The organism is Methylobacterium frigidaeris (genome assembly GCF_022179185.1).
In the GTDB taxonomy this organism is placed as follows: domain Bacteria; phylum Pseudomonadota; class Alphaproteobacteria; order Rhizobiales; family Beijerinckiaceae; genus Methylobacterium; species Methylobacterium frigidaeris.
The window spans coordinates 36,631-52,743 of the sequence record NZ_BPQJ01000015.1 but is presented as its reverse complement, the minus strand read 5'-3'; the positions used below and the strand labels follow the sequence as shown (position 1 = coordinate 52,743).

13 protein-coding genes are annotated in these 16,113 nt (G+C 71.6%); 9 read left to right on the top strand and 4 right to left on the bottom strand.

The genetic code is table 11. The features are described 5' to 3' along the window. The first annotated feature begins 80 nt into the window (after positions 1-80). The 3 genes from MFF64_RS16880 to MFF64_RS16870 are packed head-to-tail and all read left to right on the top strand — an operon-like array spanning position 81 to position 4,220. Positions 81-437, top strand: coding sequence for a hypothetical protein (locus tag MFF64_RS16880; RefSeq protein ID WP_133123337.1), 357 nt, complete (start codon positions 81-83; stop codon positions 435-437). A 48-nt stretch (positions 438-485) separates the two neighbouring features. Beyond that, complete coding sequence (locus MFF64_RS16875; protein ID WP_238191625.1) at positions 486-1,856, top strand: PepSY-associated TM helix domain-containing protein; 1,371 nt, start codon at positions 486-488, stop codon at positions 1,854-1,856. Positions 1,857-1,913: 57 nt separating this feature from the next. Next, positions 1,914-4,220 carry a TonB-dependent receptor family protein gene (locus tag MFF64_RS16870; RefSeq protein ID WP_238191623.1) on the top strand — a complete coding sequence of 769 codons (2,307 nt, stop codon included), beginning with the start codon at positions 1,914-1,916 and terminating at the stop codon, positions 4,218-4,220. Here MFF64_RS16870 and MFF64_RS16865 read toward each other — a convergent pair. Beyond that, complete coding sequence (locus MFF64_RS16865; protein ID WP_238191621.1) at positions 4,192-4,578, bottom strand: hypothetical protein; 387 nt, start codon at positions 4,576-4,578, stop codon at positions 4,192-4,194. The genes MFF64_RS16870 and MFF64_RS16865 overlap by 29 nt on opposite strands. 94 nt (positions 4,579-4,672) lie before the next feature. Here MFF64_RS16865 and MFF64_RS16860 point away from each other — a divergent pair, with 94 nt between their 5' ends. The 4 genes from MFF64_RS16860 to MFF64_RS16845 are packed head-to-tail and all read left to right on the top strand — an operon-like array spanning position 4,673 to position 8,767. Continuing rightward, positions 4,673-5,701: a 2-keto-3-deoxygluconate permease gene (locus MFF64_RS16860; protein WP_099904530.1), complete on the top strand. Its 1,029-nt coding sequence runs from the start codon at positions 4,673-4,675 to the stop codon at positions 5,699-5,701. Next, a complete protein-coding gene (locus MFF64_RS16855; protein WP_238191619.1) occupies positions 5,698-7,005 on the top strand; it encodes a four-carbon acid sugar kinase family protein in 1,308 nt (435 codons plus the stop codon). The genes MFF64_RS16860 and MFF64_RS16855 overlap by 4 nt, the downstream gene beginning before the upstream one ends. Further along, positions 7,002-8,000, top strand: a complete 999-nt coding sequence (pdxA, locus tag MFF64_RS16850; RefSeq protein ID WP_099904528.1) for a 4-hydroxythreonine-4-phosphate dehydrogenase PdxA — start codon at positions 7,002-7,004, stop codon at positions 7,998-8,000. The genes MFF64_RS16855 and pdxA overlap by 4 nt, the downstream gene beginning before the upstream one ends. 5 nt (positions 8,001-8,005) lie before the next feature. Beyond that, entirely contained in the window at positions 8,006-8,767 is a 762-nt protein-coding gene (locus MFF64_RS16845; protein ID WP_099904526.1) for a DeoR/GlpR family DNA-binding transcription regulator, read from the top strand. An 81-nt stretch (positions 8,768-8,848) separates the two neighbouring features. Here the strand turns inward: MFF64_RS16845 and MFF64_RS16840 are convergent, their stop codons facing one another. Further along, positions 8,849-10,228, bottom strand: a complete 1,380-nt coding sequence (locus MFF64_RS16840; RefSeq protein ID WP_238191617.1) for an NAD(P)/FAD-dependent oxidoreductase — start codon at positions 10,226-10,228, stop codon at positions 8,849-8,851. Positions 10,229-10,547: 319 nt separating this feature from the next. Here MFF64_RS16840 and cysK point away from each other — a divergent pair, with 319 nt between their 5' ends. Beyond that, the gene (gene cysK / locus MFF64_RS16835) at positions 10,548-11,528 is read left to right on the top strand and encodes a cysteine synthase A (protein WP_099901662.1); all 981 of its coding nucleotides are present in this window, start codon (positions 10,548-10,550) and stop codon (positions 11,526-11,528) included. Positions 11,529-11,675: 147 nt separating this feature from the next. On the opposite strand, the gene MFF64_RS16830 is transcribed toward cysK, so the two are convergent. Beyond that, entirely contained in the window at positions 11,676-11,978 is a 303-nt protein-coding gene (locus MFF64_RS16830; RefSeq protein WP_099901664.1) for a hypothetical protein, read from the bottom strand. Between the two features lie 148 nt (positions 11,979-12,126). After that, positions 12,127-12,591, bottom strand: coding sequence for an Lrp/AsnC ligand binding domain-containing protein (locus MFF64_RS16825; protein ID WP_060848166.1), 465 nt, complete (start codon positions 12,589-12,591; stop codon positions 12,127-12,129). Between the two features lie 125 nt (positions 12,592-12,716). Here MFF64_RS16825 and putA point away from each other — a divergent pair, with 125 nt between their 5' ends. Then, positions 12,717-15,806, top strand: coding sequence for a bifunctional proline dehydrogenase/L-glutamate gamma-semialdehyde dehydrogenase PutA (gene putA / locus MFF64_RS16820; RefSeq protein ID WP_238191614.1), 3,090 nt, complete (start codon positions 12,717-12,719; stop codon positions 15,804-15,806). The last annotated feature ends 307 nt before the right edge of the window (positions 15,807-16,113 follow it).

Sequence of the window (16,113 nt, the reverse complement as noted above, 5' to 3'; positions counted from 1 at the left end):
TCACCCGTCGGAAATCCGCCCGCGACCCAACCTTCGTCATTGACGCTCCCGGCCGGACCTGCCTACCCAAGCTCATGCGCGTGAGCCTGCCGACACGGTCGATCGGACGCGCGACCATCGCGGTGGTCGCGCTCTACGCGCTGTGCCTGCAGATGCTGCTCGGCGCCCTCGCCCCCGTGCCGGCCAACGCGGCTGCGGGCGCGGTGATCTGTCATTACGACGGGGCGGAGGATGCGCCGCAGGGCGTCCATCATTGTGCCCTCGCCTGCTGCGTCGCGGCCCACCACCTCGCCTTCGCGGCGCCGGCCCTCCTCGCGTTCCATCTCGCCTGGGATCGCCCGAGCACGGCGGACCGCTTCCCGCCCGCCGCCGACGAGAGCCCGGCGCGGGCCCCACCCGACACGCATGCCAGCCCACGGGGACCGCCGCAGGCCTGATCGATCGCATCGCCAGCCTCGATCAGCCGCCTCCCGGATCCTCGCTCCATGCCTGCCCCCTCCTCCGCCCCCGCCCCGGGGCGCGCGCGCCTGCGTGATGCCGTGCATCGTGCGGTGTGGCGCTGGCACTTCTATGCCGGCCTCCTCTGCCTGCCGTTCCTGATCCTCCTGTCGGTCACCGGCTCGGTCTACCTGTTCAAGGACGAGATCAACCGCACGCTGTTTTCCCACCGCACCCTCGTGCCGGTGCGCGCCACGCCGCCGCTGTCGCCGGAGCGGCTGGTCTTCATCGCCGCCGACGCTGTGCCGGACGCTCAGCCGACGACCTATGCGAGCCCGGAGGGCCCCGACCGCACGGCGGTCGTCACCATGGCGGGCCCGTCCGGCAAGACCCTCGTCTACCTCGATCCCTATGACGGCGCCGTCCTCGACCGGGTCGGGCGAACCGACGAGGCGATGATGGTGGTGCGCCGGCTTCACAGCCTGGCGTATTTCGGGCCGGTGGCGAACGGCCTGATCGAGGTCGTGGCCGGCTTCACGCTGATCCTGGTCCTGAGCGGGCTCTATCTCTGGTGGCCGCGCCGCCAGGGTGGTGGGGTCGTCTCGGTGCACGGCACGCCGGCGCGGCGGGTGTGGTGGCGCGACCTGCACGCCGTCACCGGCTTCGTCGCCGGGGCCGGCCTGTTCTTCCTCGCCGCCACCGGCCTGCCGTGGTCGATCCTGTGGGGCGACCAGCTCCGCGCGGCGTCGAACCGGGCCGGGCTCGGCCAGCCGAACGCGCTCTGGGCCGGGGTGCCGGTCTCGACGGTGCCGATGGGCGCAGTGCTCGACCAGACCGGCTGGGCGCTCGAGGCCGCGCCGCTGCCGCGCTCAGGTAGCCGCGACGGGGTGCCGATCGGCATCGACCGGGCGACCGAGATCCTGACCGGTCTCGGCATGCCGGCGGGCTACGAACTGGCGCTGCCGGAGGGACCGGCGGGCGTCTACGCGGCGGCCGCCTATCCGCGCGACGTCACGCGCCAGCGGATGATCTCCCTCGACCAGTATAGCGGCCAACCGCTGGTGAACGTGCGGTTCGGCGATATCGGCTTCGTCGGGCGCGGGATCCAGTACGGGATCGGGCTGCACAAGGGCGAGGTCGCCGGACGCGTCAACCAGCTCCTGATGCTCGCCTTCTGTCTCGCCACGCTCCTGCTCGCCGTCACCGCCGCGGTGATGTGGTGGAAGCGCCGCCCCGCGGGCCGCCTCGGCGTGCCGGCCTGGCCCGACGACCGCCGGGCGGTTGGGGCCGTCACCGGCCTCGTCGTCGCGTTCGGGATCGCCTTCCCCCTCACCGGGCTGGCGATCCTGGCGATGATCGCCGTCGACGCCGCCTGGCTCGGTTTGCGGCGCGGCCTCCGGCGGCCTGCGACGGCCTGACGCGAATTCTTCGTCGGCGCTTCCGCGCCGCCTCAACCGCCTTCGACGAGACTTCCGATGCCGCCCCTCCCCGGTCCCGGCCTGCGCCCCCGCGCGCTCGCCCTTCTCCTCGCCTTGGTCCCCGGCGCCGCCCTGGCGCAGGGCGCCTCGGAGACCATCGCCCTCGACGAGATCTCCGTGGCGGGGTTCGGCGCGCCGTCCGGACCGGCCTTCGGCGTCGCCGCCCCTCCAGGCTCGAGCCCGAGCGTGATCGAGCACCCGGTCGGCGAGGTCGTGACGGCCATCGGCCGGCAGGACGTGATCGCCAATCGCCCTGCGACCAGCATCGGCCAGGTGCTCGTCAACAGCCCGGGCGTCACCGTGCGCCAGGGCAACGGCCCGCGCGACGTGGTGGTGTCGATCCGCGGCAACAACGCCCGCTCGACCGGCGTCATCAAGAACATGGTGGTGCTGGAGGACGGCTTCGTCGTCACCCAGTCCGACGGGGCGTCGCGCTTCGACATCACCGATCCGCGAGCCTATTCCCGCATCGACGTCTTTCGTGGGCCACAATCGCCCCTGTTCGGCAACTACGCCACCGGCGGCGCGATCGCGTTCCGGACCCGCACCGGCCGCGAGATCGACGGCTACGAGATCGGCGTCGATGCCGGCAGCTTCGGGTATCTGAATCACTACTTCACGGTTGGTGGCGCGAGCGGTCCCTACGAGGTCAGCCTGTTCGCCAGCGATTTCCGCCTGAACGGCTTCCAGGACCACGCCAGCGCCAACACCCAGACGGTCAACCTGCTGGCGAGCTACACCCCGACGCCGGACAACCGCTTCACCCTGAAGGTCGTCAACAACCTCGTCGACGTCGACCTACCGGCCCGCTCGTCGCTGGCGCAGTACCGGATCAACCCCTACCAGCGCGGCTGCGCGGCGACCGCGACCGCGGCGGCGGGCTGCACCACCTTCAACCTCTTCCGCAACGGCGCGTTCGGCGCCACCGTGCCGGTGACGGCGACCGAGGGCGCCTTCGGCCGCAACGACCGGCGCACGATCATCGCCGGGCGCTGGGAGCACGACATCGACGCCAACACGACCTGGCGCACGCAAGTCGGCTTCGACGAGCGCAACTTCAACCAGCCGTTCTACACGACCTCCTCGCGCGGCAGCTATCCGTCCTACAACGTCCTCTCCGACATCACCCATCGCGGTGAGGTGTTCGGCCTGCCGGCAATCGGCTACGCGGCACTCTCCTACAATGCCATCGACAACCACATCGCCCTCTACAACCGGGCGCCCTATGGCGGCCCGCGTCTCGGCGCGCTGGCGAGCAACCAGGAGGCGGTGCAGTCGAATCTCGGCGGCCGAGCCCGGGCGGAGGTCGCGCTCTCGGACCAGTGGACCGGAATCGTCGGCGTATCGGCCGAGAATACCTGGCTCAAGGGGCGCACCCTCACCTACGCCTATTCGGCCAGCGGCGTGACGCAGGCCTTGGCCGATATCGACCGCAGCTTCCTCAACGTGGCACCGGAACTGGCGCTGGTCTACAGGCCCGATCCGGCATGGGCGTTCCGGGGCCGCGTCGCCACCGGCTACGCCACCCCGGCGGCGAGCGTGCTGTTCGTGACGCCGGCGGGCGTGCCGGGCAACAACACCGATTTGCGCACCCAGACCAATCTCGGCTTCGATCTCGGCGCCGACTGGTCGCCCCTGCCCGACCTGCGCCTGAGCCTGACCGGCTTCTACGAGTTCTTCCGCAACGAGTTCGTCACCCAGTCGCCGGGGGCGGGCCTGCTCAGCTACACCTTCAACGCCCCCGCCTCCGAGCATCGCGGCATCGAGGCCGGGGCCGAGTGGGCCTTCTCGCCCGGCTGGCGGGCCTTCGCGGCCTACGGCCTCAACGACCAGTTCTACACCCGCTACGTCGAGCAGCTGAGCGCCGGCAGCCTGACCGCCCGGTTCGACCGGGCCGGGCGCCTGATCCCGGGCGTGCCGGCCCACCAGCTCCTCGCCCGCATCGGCTACGACCAGCCGTCGGGACCGCTCAAGGGCCTCGGCGCCTTCGTCGAGGCGGTCTACCAGGACGGATTCTACCTCGACAACGCCAACCTGCTGCGGGCGCCGGGCTACACGATCCTCAACGCCAACATCCACTACGACACCGACCTGATCGGATCGTATGCCAAGCGCCTCAGCCTCTATCTCGAGGTGCGCAACCTGCTCGACACGACCTACATCGCCTCGGCCCAGCCGCTCGCGAACTCGATCAGCGCCGTGACCGGCCTGCAGAACGGGGCTGGTGTGCTCGCGACCACTACCGGCTCGATCTTCGCCGGCGCGCCGCGCAGTTTCATCGGGGGGATGAAGCTGACGTTCTGACGATGCGGTCGATCTGCTCGATGAAATCGATATCCTTCATCACTTGAGATCCATTGTCAGCCGCCACCTCTTTTCCGCACGACGGGAGCGTCAGCAGAAGGAGATCCGGGGTCCAGCGGAAAATGCCGTGACGCGGCTCTGCATATTGCAAAACTGCAGACAAGCGGACGCTTCGCGAGTTCTTGTGCCTGATCCCGGAACTGCTTCCACTCCGCTTCAGCCGTTCGGGAAATGGCGGTGGCAACTGAATAATGACGGCGCGGCGAACGCCGCCGCGAGCGCACAGGGTGAAGGCGCCTACCCGACCATCCGCCCCCGAACGGGCAAGCACCCCCTGCAATCCGCGCATATCGCGCATTTCACGATTGACCCTCGCCGGTTTTTGCGTTCTTCAAGCAATAACAGCCGGACATTCGCGCAACATCCTGCGCGATCCGCGCAGGGAGGAACGTATGGGCGAGGTGCGGATCAAGCGCGCGATCGAGCGCGTGCCGGGTGGGATGATGGTGGTGCCGCTGCTCGTCGGCGCGGTGATCGCCACCCTGTTCCCCACGACCCCGAAGGTGTTCGGTTCGTTCACCGGGGCCCTGTTCACCGGCGCATTGCCGATTCTGGCGGTGTTCTACGTCTGCATGGGTGCCAGCATCGACTTCCGTGCGACGCCCTACATCGTCAAGAAGGGCGGCGCGCTGCTCGTCGTGAAGGTCGGCATCGCGATGATCCTCGGGGTGATTTTCGGCCGCCTGATCGGCGAGGCGCCGATCGGCGCCGGGCTCTTCGCAGGTCTCTCGACGCTGGCGATCGTCGCGGCCATGAACGACACCAATGGCGGCCTCTACATGGCGCTGATGGGCCAGTACGGTCGGCCGCGGGACGTCGGTGCCTACACGATCATGTGCCTCGAATCTGGTCCCTTCCTCACCATGGTGACGCTCGGCGTCGCCGGCCTGTCGGCCTTCCCGTGGCAGACGATGGTCGGTAGCATCCTGCCGCTCCTCGTCGGCATGATCCTCGGCAACCTCGACCGGGAGATGCGCGACTTCCTCGGCCGCGCCGTGCCGGTGATGATCCCGTTCTTCGCCTTCGCCCTCGGCACCGGGCTCGACCTGACCAAGATCTGGCAGGCGGGGCTGCTCGGGCTCGGACTCGGCGTCGCGGTGGTGGTCGTGACGGGCATCCCGCTCTTCTTCGCCGACCGGCTCACCGGGGGCACGGGGGTGGCCGGCGTCGCCGCCTCCTCGACCGCCGGCAACGCCGCCGCGGTCCCGGCGATCATCGCCGCCGCCAATCCGGCCTATGCCGACGCCGCCGCCCCCGCGACGGTGCTGGTGGCGGCAACCGTGGTGGTGACCGCGATCCTCACCCCGCTCGCCACCGCCTGGACCGCCCGGCATTTCGGCGAGCGGCCGGAGGAGGCCACCCCGCCGGCAGCCGCTTCCGAGGCGCCGCACGCGGCCCCGCAGCTCGCGAAGCAGGCGTGATCGTGACGCGCCGCTGGCTCATCCTCGCCGACGACCTCACCGGCGCGGCCGATTGCGCCATCGCCTTCGCTCGGCGCGGCCGCTCGGCCTGCGTGCAGTGGGGCGAGGCGGGATCCGTGGCGCGAAAGTCCGGGGAGCAAGAGTCTGGGGTCCAAGAGGACGTCGTCTCGCACGATGCCGACAGCCGCCAGCTCGACCCGGCCGCCGCCGCGTCGCGCCACGCCGCCCTCTTCGACCGTCTGCACCACCCGGACCGGCCAAATCCCGGCCAGGCCGTGTTCAAGAAGATCGACTCGACCCTGCGCGGCCAGCCGGCGGCCGAGCTCGCCGCCACCCTCGACCGCTTGCGCCGACGCACGGGCGCGGCCTTCGCGATCCTGGCACCGGCCTTCCCGGCCACCGGCCGCACCACGATGGCGGGCCGGATCGTGGTCGAGGGCCGGCCGCTGGAGGAGACCGAACTCTGGCGCCGGGACCACACCTACGCGACCGGCGCGCTCTGCGCGATGCTGGAGGGGGCGGGCCTGCGGAGCGCACCGATCGCCCTCGCGACCGTGCGGGCCGGCGGTGACGCGTTGCGCAAGGCGCTGACCAAGGCGGCGCGGGAGGAGTCGGTCGCGGTGCTCGACGCCGAGCACGACGACGACCTCGCGCGGATCGCCGAAGCCGGCCTCGCACTCGACGCACAGGAGAGCCTGGTCTGGGTCGGCAGCGCCGGCCTCGCCCACGCACTGGCGGCGCAGGAGGCGCTGCCGCCCGCCCCGCCTCGCGGGATCCCGTGCGGCACCGGCGGCACCCTCGTGGTGGTCGGAAGCCTCGCCGCTACCTCGCGCGCCGCCGCGCGCCGGCTCGTGGGCGAGCCGCATCTGCGCCACGTCCCGGTGACTCCGGAACTGCTGCTCGACGGGAGCGAGCCCGGGCGGGCAGGCCTGCGCGACGCCGTGACGTCGGGGCTGACCGCCGGGGACGACGTGCTGGTCGAGCTCGCGATGGGCGAGGCGCCGGACCTCGCCCTGGGGTCCCGCCTCGCCGACGCCCTCGGCGCGCTGCTGGCGCCCGTCGCGCCCCATCTCGGCGGGCTGGTAGCGACGGGCGGCGAGACCGCGGCGGCGCTCCTGGCGCATCTCGGGGTCGACGGATTGCGGCTGATCGACGAGATCGAGCCCGGCGTGTCCCTCGGCCTGACGCGCGGCGCCCTCGCCGTGCCGATCGTCACCAAGGCCGGCGCCTTCGGCAACGCCGACACGCTGGCGCGCGCCGTCCACCACCTCCGGGCCATCCGAAACCAGGGTTCTCCGACATGAGCCGACCGACCGTCGCGATCACCATGGGCGATGCCTCCGGCATCGGCCCCGAGATCATCATGAAGGCGCTGGCCCTGCCCGAGGTCGCGGCACTATGCCGGCCGCTGGTCGTCGGCGACGCCGAGCGCCTGCGGGAAGCGGGAAGAATCGTCGGCTCGGACCTCGCGGTCCAGGCGATCGCCTCGCCCGAGGAAGCGTCCGGCGCCCCCGGCACCGTCGCGTGCATCGACTTAGCGCTGATCCCGCCGGGCCACCCATTCGGCCGTGTCTCGCCGGTCTCCGGCGAGGCGGCGTTCCGCTACATCGAGCGGGCGGTCGAGATCGTCCAGGCCGGCCAGGCCGCCGCGATCTGCACGGCCCCCCTGAGCAAGGAGGCCCTGCACGCCGCCGGCCACAAGTATCCCGGCCATACGGAACTCCTCGCCGAGCTGACCGGTACGCCGGAAGTCTCGATGATGCTGGTCTCGCCCAAGCTCCGGGTGATCCACGTGACGACGCATATCGGGCTGATCGACGCCATCGCGCGGATCGAGCCGGGCCTGGTCGAGCGGGTGATCGCGCGGGGCCACGACACCCTGGTCAAGGCCGGGATCACCGATCCGCGGATCGGCGTCTGCGCCATCAACCCCCATGCCGGCGAGAACGGACTGTTCGGCCGCGGCGAGGAGGCGGAGAAGATCACCCCGGCGGTCGAGGCCTGCCGCGCCAAGGGCTGGCGGGTGGAGGGGCCGCTCCCCGCCGACACCCTGTTCTTTCTCGCCGGCCGTGGCGACTACGACATCGTGGTGGCGATGTATCACGACCAGGGCCACGGCCCGATCAAGGTGCTGGGGCTGGAGGCCGGGGTGAACATCACCGTCGGGCTGCCGGTGATCCGCACCTCGGTCGATCACGGCACCGCCTTCGACATCGCCGGCAAGGGCGTCGCCGATGCGGGCTCGCTGGTCGAGGCCCTGCGCCAGGCGGTCGACCTCGCCCCCCGCCGGGCGGTCTGACGACCGTGACCCGCGGCCGGCATCGGCACCCGCTGCTGCTCGAGGCGCTGCAGGCGGGCGAGGTCGTGGTCGAGGAACTGGCGGAGCGCTTCGGCGTCTCCGCCTCGACGATCCGGCGCGATCTCCAGCAACTGGCGAGCGAGAAGACGATCCGGCGCACCTATGGCGGCGCCGTGATCGCCCATCCTCTCCCTGAGACGAGCCTGCCGGAGCGCGAGGCGCAAGCGCGGCCCGAGAAGGCCGCCATCGCCCGCGCCGCCCTGACCCTGCTGGCCGAGGACGACATCCTGATCCTCGACGGAGGCTCGACCGTGGCGGCCTTCGGGGCCGGCCTCGCCGGGCGGCGCCACCCTATCATCACCAACAACCTGCCCCTCGTCGGTGTTCTCGCCGGCGCGCCGGGCCTCACCCTGACGGTGCTCGGCGGCGCGGTGCGGCCCGGGAGCATGAGCACGATGGGGCCGCTGGCCGAGGCCGCCCTGCGCCGGCTCACCGCCGACAAGGCGGTGGTGAGCGGCGACGGTTTCGTGGCCGGCCGCGGCCTGTGCGAGGCGGCCATCGAGCAGGTCGCCCTCAAGTCGCTGATGATCGAGCAGGCGGGCGAGGTCGTGGTGCTGATGGATTCCTCGAAGCTCGGCCGTGCGACGCAAGGGGCCTGGGCACCGCTGCCCCGCCGCTGGACCCTGGTGACCGATGCCGGCGCCACGCAGGCGCAGTGCGCGGAAGCCGAGGCGGCCGGGGCGCGGGTGGTGCGGGCGGGGAGTTGAGGCGGTGCCGATCGGTCGTGGTGGTGCGGGTCGGCGGCAGGTCGGAAGGGGTTTTCGCCAGCACGGACCTCTCGAGGGTGGTCAGGGCGGAGGGATGCGGCCCGGCGGCGTGCCGCGGATCAGGGCCATGACGGCCTCGTCGCGCTCGGAAATCAGGCGGGCGCCGCGCTGGAAGCTCAAATAGGCCCAGAGCCAGCGCAGGGTCACGACGATGCGGTTCTGGAAGCCGACCAGCAGGTAGACGTGGGCCACGCCCCAGACCACCCAGGCCAGGAATCCCTTGAGCTTGACGTGGTCCCATTGCACCACGCCGGAATTGTGCCCGATGATCGCCAGGTTGCCGCGGCTGCGGAAGCGGAACGGCTTCGGGGCCTTGCCGTGCAGGATGCGGTCGCGCAGGGCGCGGCCGAGGTAGCGGCCCTGCTGGTCGGCCACCTGGGCGAGGCCCGGCAGGGGCTTGCCGTCCTCGGCCTTGGCCATGGCGAGGTCGCCGAGCGCGTAGATCCCGGGGCGGCCGATGACCGCGAGATCCGGCCCGACCGGGACGTGGCCCTGGCGCGTCGTCTCGACCCCGAGCCATTCCCCCGCCGGCGAGGCGCGCACGCCCGCCCCCCAGACGATCGTGGCGGCCGGGATCAGCTTGCCCGCCACGGTGACGCCCTCCTCCGACACGTCCTCGACGGCGTGCTCGGTCAGCACCGTGACGCCGAGATGCTCCAGCGCCCGCTTGCTGTAGGCCGAGAGGTCCTCCGAGAAGGTGCCGAGCACCCGGGGCGCCGCCTCGATCAGCAGGATCCGGGCCTGTTTCGGGTCGATGCGGCGGAAATCCTGCGACAGGGCGTGGTGGGCGAGGCCCGCGATGGCGCCGGCCATCTCGACCCCGGTCGGACCGCCGCCGATCACCGCGAAGGTCATCAGCCGCTCGCGGGCGGCCGGGTCGTCCTCGCGCTCGGCCGCCTCGAAAGCGAGGAGCACCCGGGCGCGGATCCGGCGCGCATCGTCGAGGGTCTTGAGGCCCGGGGCGTAGCGCTCCCATTCCGGGTGGCCGAAATAGCTGTGCGTGGCCCCCGTGGCGAGGACCAGCGTGTCGTAGGGGATGCGGGTGCCGTCGCGCAGACCGACCGTGCGCCCCTCCGTGTCGACGCCCTCGACCTCGCCCATCAGCACGCTGACATTGCGGTCCCAGCGCAGGATCGCCCGGATCGGCTCGGCGATCTCGCCCGGCGCGATCACCGCGGTGGCGACCTGGTAGAGCAGCGGCTGGAAGAGGTGGTGGTTGCGCCGGTCGATCAGCGTGACCGCGATGCCGTCGGCGCCCCCGAGGCCCCGGGCCGTGGTGAGGCCGCCGAAGCCGCCGCCGACGATCACCACCCGGTGCGGTCCCGCGGCCGGAAGCGGCGCCTGGTGCGCACCCTCGAGGGGAGCGGGTTCGAGAGTGGTGCGGTGCAGGGTCTCGGACATGCGGTTCTCCCGGGCGGATGAGGCTGCCGGATCGGGGGCTCGCCTCGACGGGACTGACCGAGGTGGGGCTTGCCGGAGAGACATTCTGACCCAAGGTTACGAGACTGGCGAGGGCTGCGGAGTCGCCTTCATGGCCCCTTGTCGCGACGCCAGGAATGGTGCCCGTCGACCCAGCGGCGCTGGCACCGTTCCGGCGAGAGCCGAACGTCGGCCGAACGCTATTCTACAGTCCAAAACTGTATAAATCGGCATACCTCGACGGCAGGGCGGATTTCCGCTACCCGTGCGGCGGACGACGCGCCCTTGAGGGAGAGACACTATGGCCGACGCCACCGCCACCTCGGAATCCGGCCGCCGGATCGGCCACGGCCGGGTCTACGACTCGATCACCGAGACCATCGGCAACACCCCGCTGGTGCGCCTGAACCGCCTCGCCAAGGAGCGCGGGATCGACGCCGAGATCCTCTTGAAGCTCGAGTTCTTCAATCCGATCGCCTCGGTGAAGGACCGCATCGGCGTCAACATGATCGACGCCATGGAGGCCGCTGGCGTGCTGAAGCCCGGCGGGACCCTGGTGGAGCCGACCTCCGGCAATACCGGCATCGCGCTGGCCTTCGTGGCCGCGGCCCGGGGCTACCGGCTGATCCTGGTCATGCCCGAGACGATGTCGCTCGAGCGGCGCAAGATGCTGGCCTATCTCGGGGCCGAGCTCGCCCTCACCCCCGGCCCACAGGGCATGAAGGGCGCGATCGCCAAGGCCGAGGAACTCCTGAAGGAGATCCCGGGCGCGATCATGCCCCAGCAGTTCAACAACCCGGCCAACCCCGAGATCCACCGCAAGACCACCGCGGAGGAGATCTGGAACGACACGCAGGGGCAGCTCGACGCCTTCGTGGCGGGCGTGGGCACCGGCGGCACCATCACGGGCGTCGGCCAGGTGATCAAGCCGCGCCTGCCGAACCTCCGCGTCATCGCGGTCGAGCCGGAGGATTCTCCGGTCCTGTCGGGCGGCCAGCCCGGCCCGCACAAGATCCAGGGCATCGGCGCCGGCTTCGTGCCGAACGTGCTCGACCGCGGCGTGATCGACGAGGTGGTGACGGTCTCCAACCAGACCGCCTTCGACACCGCACGCCTGCTCGCCCGGATCGAGGGCATCCCCGGCGGCATCTCGACCGGCGGCAACGTCGCGGCGGCCCTCGAGGTCGCGGCCCGGCCGGAGTTCAAGGGCAAGCGGATCGTGACGGTCGCCTGCTCCTTCGCCGAGCGCTACATCTCGTCGGCTCTGTTCGAGGGGCTGTAAGGTGCTTCGGGGCGGGGCCTTCCGGGGTCCCGCCGTCGCCGTTGCGCGACGCCATTCCCTCTCCGCGTCATCCCGGCGCTCGCCGCGGGCGAGAACCCGGGACGACACTGAGGGTTGGAAGACCGGTCGCGAGACGCGACGGGGCGCTCAGGCCACAAGTTCGGGCCGGCGCTCCTCCTGGCGTTCTTCGTGGCAGGCGCCCCGGCGGAACAACGCCGCGCAGCGCGATTCGCGGTGGACGCTCAGGATCGAAGCCCGGTCGATATCCGGGTTGTCGGCCAGGATGCGGCGCACATCCTCGACCAGGCGGCCGTAACGGCCGGCATCATAGCCGCTCTCCAGCGGAGAGACCGCGATATAGGCCTCGACCACCAGGACCTTCTCGGACTTCTCGCGCGAGACTTCGGCAGCGATCCAGGCGGATTTCACCAGGCGGTTCGGATTGACCATCGGCGTACCTCCATTCGTGGCGGGCCGCTCTTCGGCGGCTTGATGACTGCGAGACTGCGACACGCTGCGCCCTCTGCCAACTCCGCAGCCGCTGCAAAGCTCCGTTATGTCGCAGCCGAATCATGCACCGGGCGCATGGAACGCGGGATTAGAGCGGCAGCACGCCGTCGCTCTTCACCTCCTCCATCACCGCGTAGGTGCGGGTGTTGTTCACCCCCGGGAGCGACAGCAAGCCTTCGCCGAGGAAGCGCCGGTAGGCCGGCATGTCGGCGACCCGGGCCTTGACCAGGTAGTCGAACCCGCCCCCGACCATGTGGCATTCCAGAACCTCCGGTGCCCGCCGCACGGCCGCCGCGAAGCGCGCGAAGGCGTCGGGCGTGGTCTTGTCGAGCGAGACCTCGACGAAGACGAGCAGGCTCAAGCCCAGACGCTGCGGGTCGAGCCGGGCGCCGAAACCCGTGATCACCCCGTCCTTCTGCAGCCGGCGCAGGCGCTCGCCGGTGGCGGTCGGCGACAGCCCAACCCGCTCCGCCAGCTCCACGTTCGGGATGCGTCCCTCGCGTTGAAGGATCTTCAGGATCTGCCGATCGACCCGGTCGAGCCCGTCCGTCATTGTCTCTCTCAAACCCCGGTTTCACCGCCGATCCTGCGGCAAACCGGCGATAAGCGCCATCGAAGCACGGCGGAAGGCGATTTAAGCTGAGGATCGTCACCAGCGCCTCGCCCGGATCCGCCCCGATGCCCGCCCCGCTCCCCGTCTTTCACGCGCCCTACGCGGCAGACGATGCCGCCCTCGCCCGCCTCTTCCTGGAGCGGGGCGGCCTGCCGCCCGAGCGCGAGGCCAAGGTCGATGCGCTGGCCCGCGACCTCGTCGGGGCGATCCGGCAGGAGAGCGGGGGTCTCGGCGGCGTCGAGGCGATGCTGCGCGAATACTCGCTCTCGACCAAGGAGGGCCTCGCCCTGATGGTGCTGGCCGAGGCCCTGCTGCGGGTGCCGGACGCCGCCACCGCCGACCGGCTGATCGAGGACAAGCTGCGCTTCGGCGGGTTCGAGCAGCACGCCACCCGCTCCGACGCCCTGCTGGTGCGCTCGTCGGCCTGGGCGCTCGGCCTCTCGGCCCGGATCATCCAGCCCGGCGACACGCCGGAGGGGATCCTCGCCGGCCTCGCCAAGCGCCTCGGGCTGCCCGCCGTCCGCCAGGCCGCCCGCCAGGCGATGCGGGTGATGGGCGGGCATTTCGTGCTCGGCGAGACGATCGAGGCCGCGCTCAAGCGCTCGGCGAGCGGGCAAGGGCGCCTCTACCGCTACTCCTTCGACATGCTGGGCGAGGGAGCCCGCACGGCGGAGGACGCCCGCGCCTACGCGGCGTCCTACGCGAGTGCCATCGAGGCGATCGGCCGGGCCGCCGGCAACCGGCCGCTGCCGGACCGGCCGGGCATCTCGGTCAAGCTCTCGGCGCTGCATCCGCGCTACGAGGCGCTCAGTCGCGAGCGGGTGATGGCGGAGCTGGTGCCGGTGCTCCTCGACCTCGCGAAGGCGGCGAAGAGCTACGACCTCAACTTCACGGTCGATGCCGAGGAGGCGGACCGGCTCGAACTCTCCCTCGACGTCGTCGCGGCGGTGCTCGGCGATCCTGCGCTCGCCGGCTGGGACGGGTTCGGCCTCGCGGTCCAGGCCTACCAGAAGCGCTGCCTCACCGTCATCGATCACGTCGCAGACCTCGCCGCCCGCCTCGACCGGCGGCTGATGGTGCGCCTCGTCAAGGGGGCCTACTGGGACACGGAGGTGAAGCGGGCGCAGGAGCGCGGCCTGCCCGACTACCCCGTCTTCACCCGCAAGAGCATGACCGACCTGAGCTACCTGGCGGCGGCCGAGCGGATGCTGGCGCACCGGCCGCGGCTCTTCCCGCAATTCGCCACCCACAACGCGCTCACCGTCGCGGCGATCGTCGAGCGGGCCGGGCCGGAAGCCGGGACTTACGAGTTCCAGCGCCTGCACGGCATGGGCGAGGCGCTCTACGCGCGGCTGCTCGCCGCCGTGCCGGGTGCGGCCTGCCGCACCTACGCGCCGGTCGGCGGCCATCGCGACCTCCTCGCCTACCTAGTGCGGCGGCTCCTCGAGAACGGCGCCAACTCCTCCTTCGTCTCCCAGGCGGCCGACCCGGCGGTGCCGGTCGAGACCCTGCTGCGCCGCCCGGCCGAGAGCGTCGGCAATCCCGACCGCGCCCGGCACCCGAAGCTCCGGCGTCCCGCCGAGCTGTTCGCGCCGGAGCGGATCAATTCCGCCGGCGTCGAGTTCGGCGACCGGGCTGGCCTGGAGCGCCTGACCGACGCGGTCGCAGCCAGCCGCGGCCCCGCCGAGGCGGCGCCGGTGATCGACGGCATCGTGCAAGCCGGCACGCCGCGCGACGTGGTGAGCCCGAGCGATGCCCGTACGGTCGTCGGCACCGTCGCGGAGGCCTCGCCCGAGACCGCGATGGCGGCGATGCTGGCGGCCCGCAAAGGTGCCGTTGCCTGGGGCCGGATCCCGGCGGAGCGGCGCGCCGCGGCCTTGGAACGGGCCGCCGACGCGATGGAGGCCTCGACCGGCCGGTTGATCCACCTGCTCCAGGCCGAGGCCGGCAAGACCCTCGACGACGCGGTGGCGGAGCTGCGCGAGGCGGTGGATTTCTGCCGCTACTACGCGGCGCAGGGGCGCACGCTCTTCGGCGCTCCGCAGGCCCTGCCGGGCCCGACCGGCGAGAGCAACCGGCTGACCTTGCGCAGCCGCGGCGTGTTCGTGGCGATCTCGCCGTGGAACTTCCCGCTCGCGATCTTCGTCGGCCAGATCGCCGCGGCGCTGATGGCCGGCAACGCGGTGGTGGCGAAGCCCGCCGAGCAGACGCCGCTGGTCGCGGCCGAGGCCGTGCGCCTGCTGCACCGGGCCGGCATCGCGCCCTCCGCCCTCCATTTCGTGCCGGGCGACGGTGCGGTCGGGGCGGCGCTGGTGGCGCATCCCGCGGTGGCGGGCGTGGTCTTCACGGGCTCGACCGAGGTGGCGCGCCACATCAACCGGGCCCTCGCCGCCAAGGACGGTCCGATCGTGCCGCTGATCGCCGAGACCGGCGGCATCAACGCCATGCTGGTCGACGCCACCGCCCTCCCCGAGCAGGTCGCCGACGACGTCGTGACCTCGGCCTTCCGCTCCGCCGGCCAGCGCTGCTCGGCCCTGCGCCTGCTGCTGGTGCAGGAGGACGTGGCCGACAAGGTGATCGGGATGGTGGCGGGTGCCGCCAAGGAGCTCCGCCTCGGCGATCCGCGCGACCCTGCGACCCATGTCGGCCCGGTGATCGACGCCGAGGCGCGCACCCGCCTCGACCAGCACGGCGCCGCGATGCGCCGCAGCGCGACGACGCATTACGCCGGCGAGGTGCCGGGCGAGGGCCATTTCGTGGCGCCGCAGATCTACGAGATCGCCGGCCCCGAGGCCCTGACCGAGGAGGTGTTCGGGCCGATCCTGCACGTCGCCCGCTACAAGGCCGCCGATCTGGACCGGGAGCTCGACCGGATCGAGGCCACCGGCTACGGCCTGACGCTCGGCGTGCATTCCCGCATCGACGCCACGGTGGAGCGGGTGGTGTCGCGGCTCTCCACCGGCAACGTCTACGTCAACCGCAACATGATCGGCGCGGTGGTCGGCGTGCAGCCCTTCGGCGGCCACGGCCTCTCCGGCACCGGCCCGAAGGCCGGCGGGCCGCACTACCTCACCCGCTTCGCCACCGAGCAGACCGTGACGGTCAACACCGCGGCGGCGGGGGGTGACGCGGCATTGATCGCGATGGAGGGGTGAGAGGGGGGTGCCGGCCTCCCGGCGAGGAGGCCCTGGCGCGCTACGTCACTCCACTGATGGACTGACCACGGTACACGACAGTGGCACGTCCCCGTCCCCATTGGGCGCATCGCCTTCTGTCAGCTCCCCCTTTCCCGGACGACTGGCGCGTCCGGGAAAGGGAAGATGATCCGGACGGGCTTGCCTACGCGGTCATCCAACGCCGTCTTTGCGCTATCTGGTCACCGCGCGGCAGCGCCAAGCGCGGTTGTCCGAGAGGGAGTGCGTCCTGCACGCGGTGAACGGCTCCGCTTCCCGCACGTCCAGG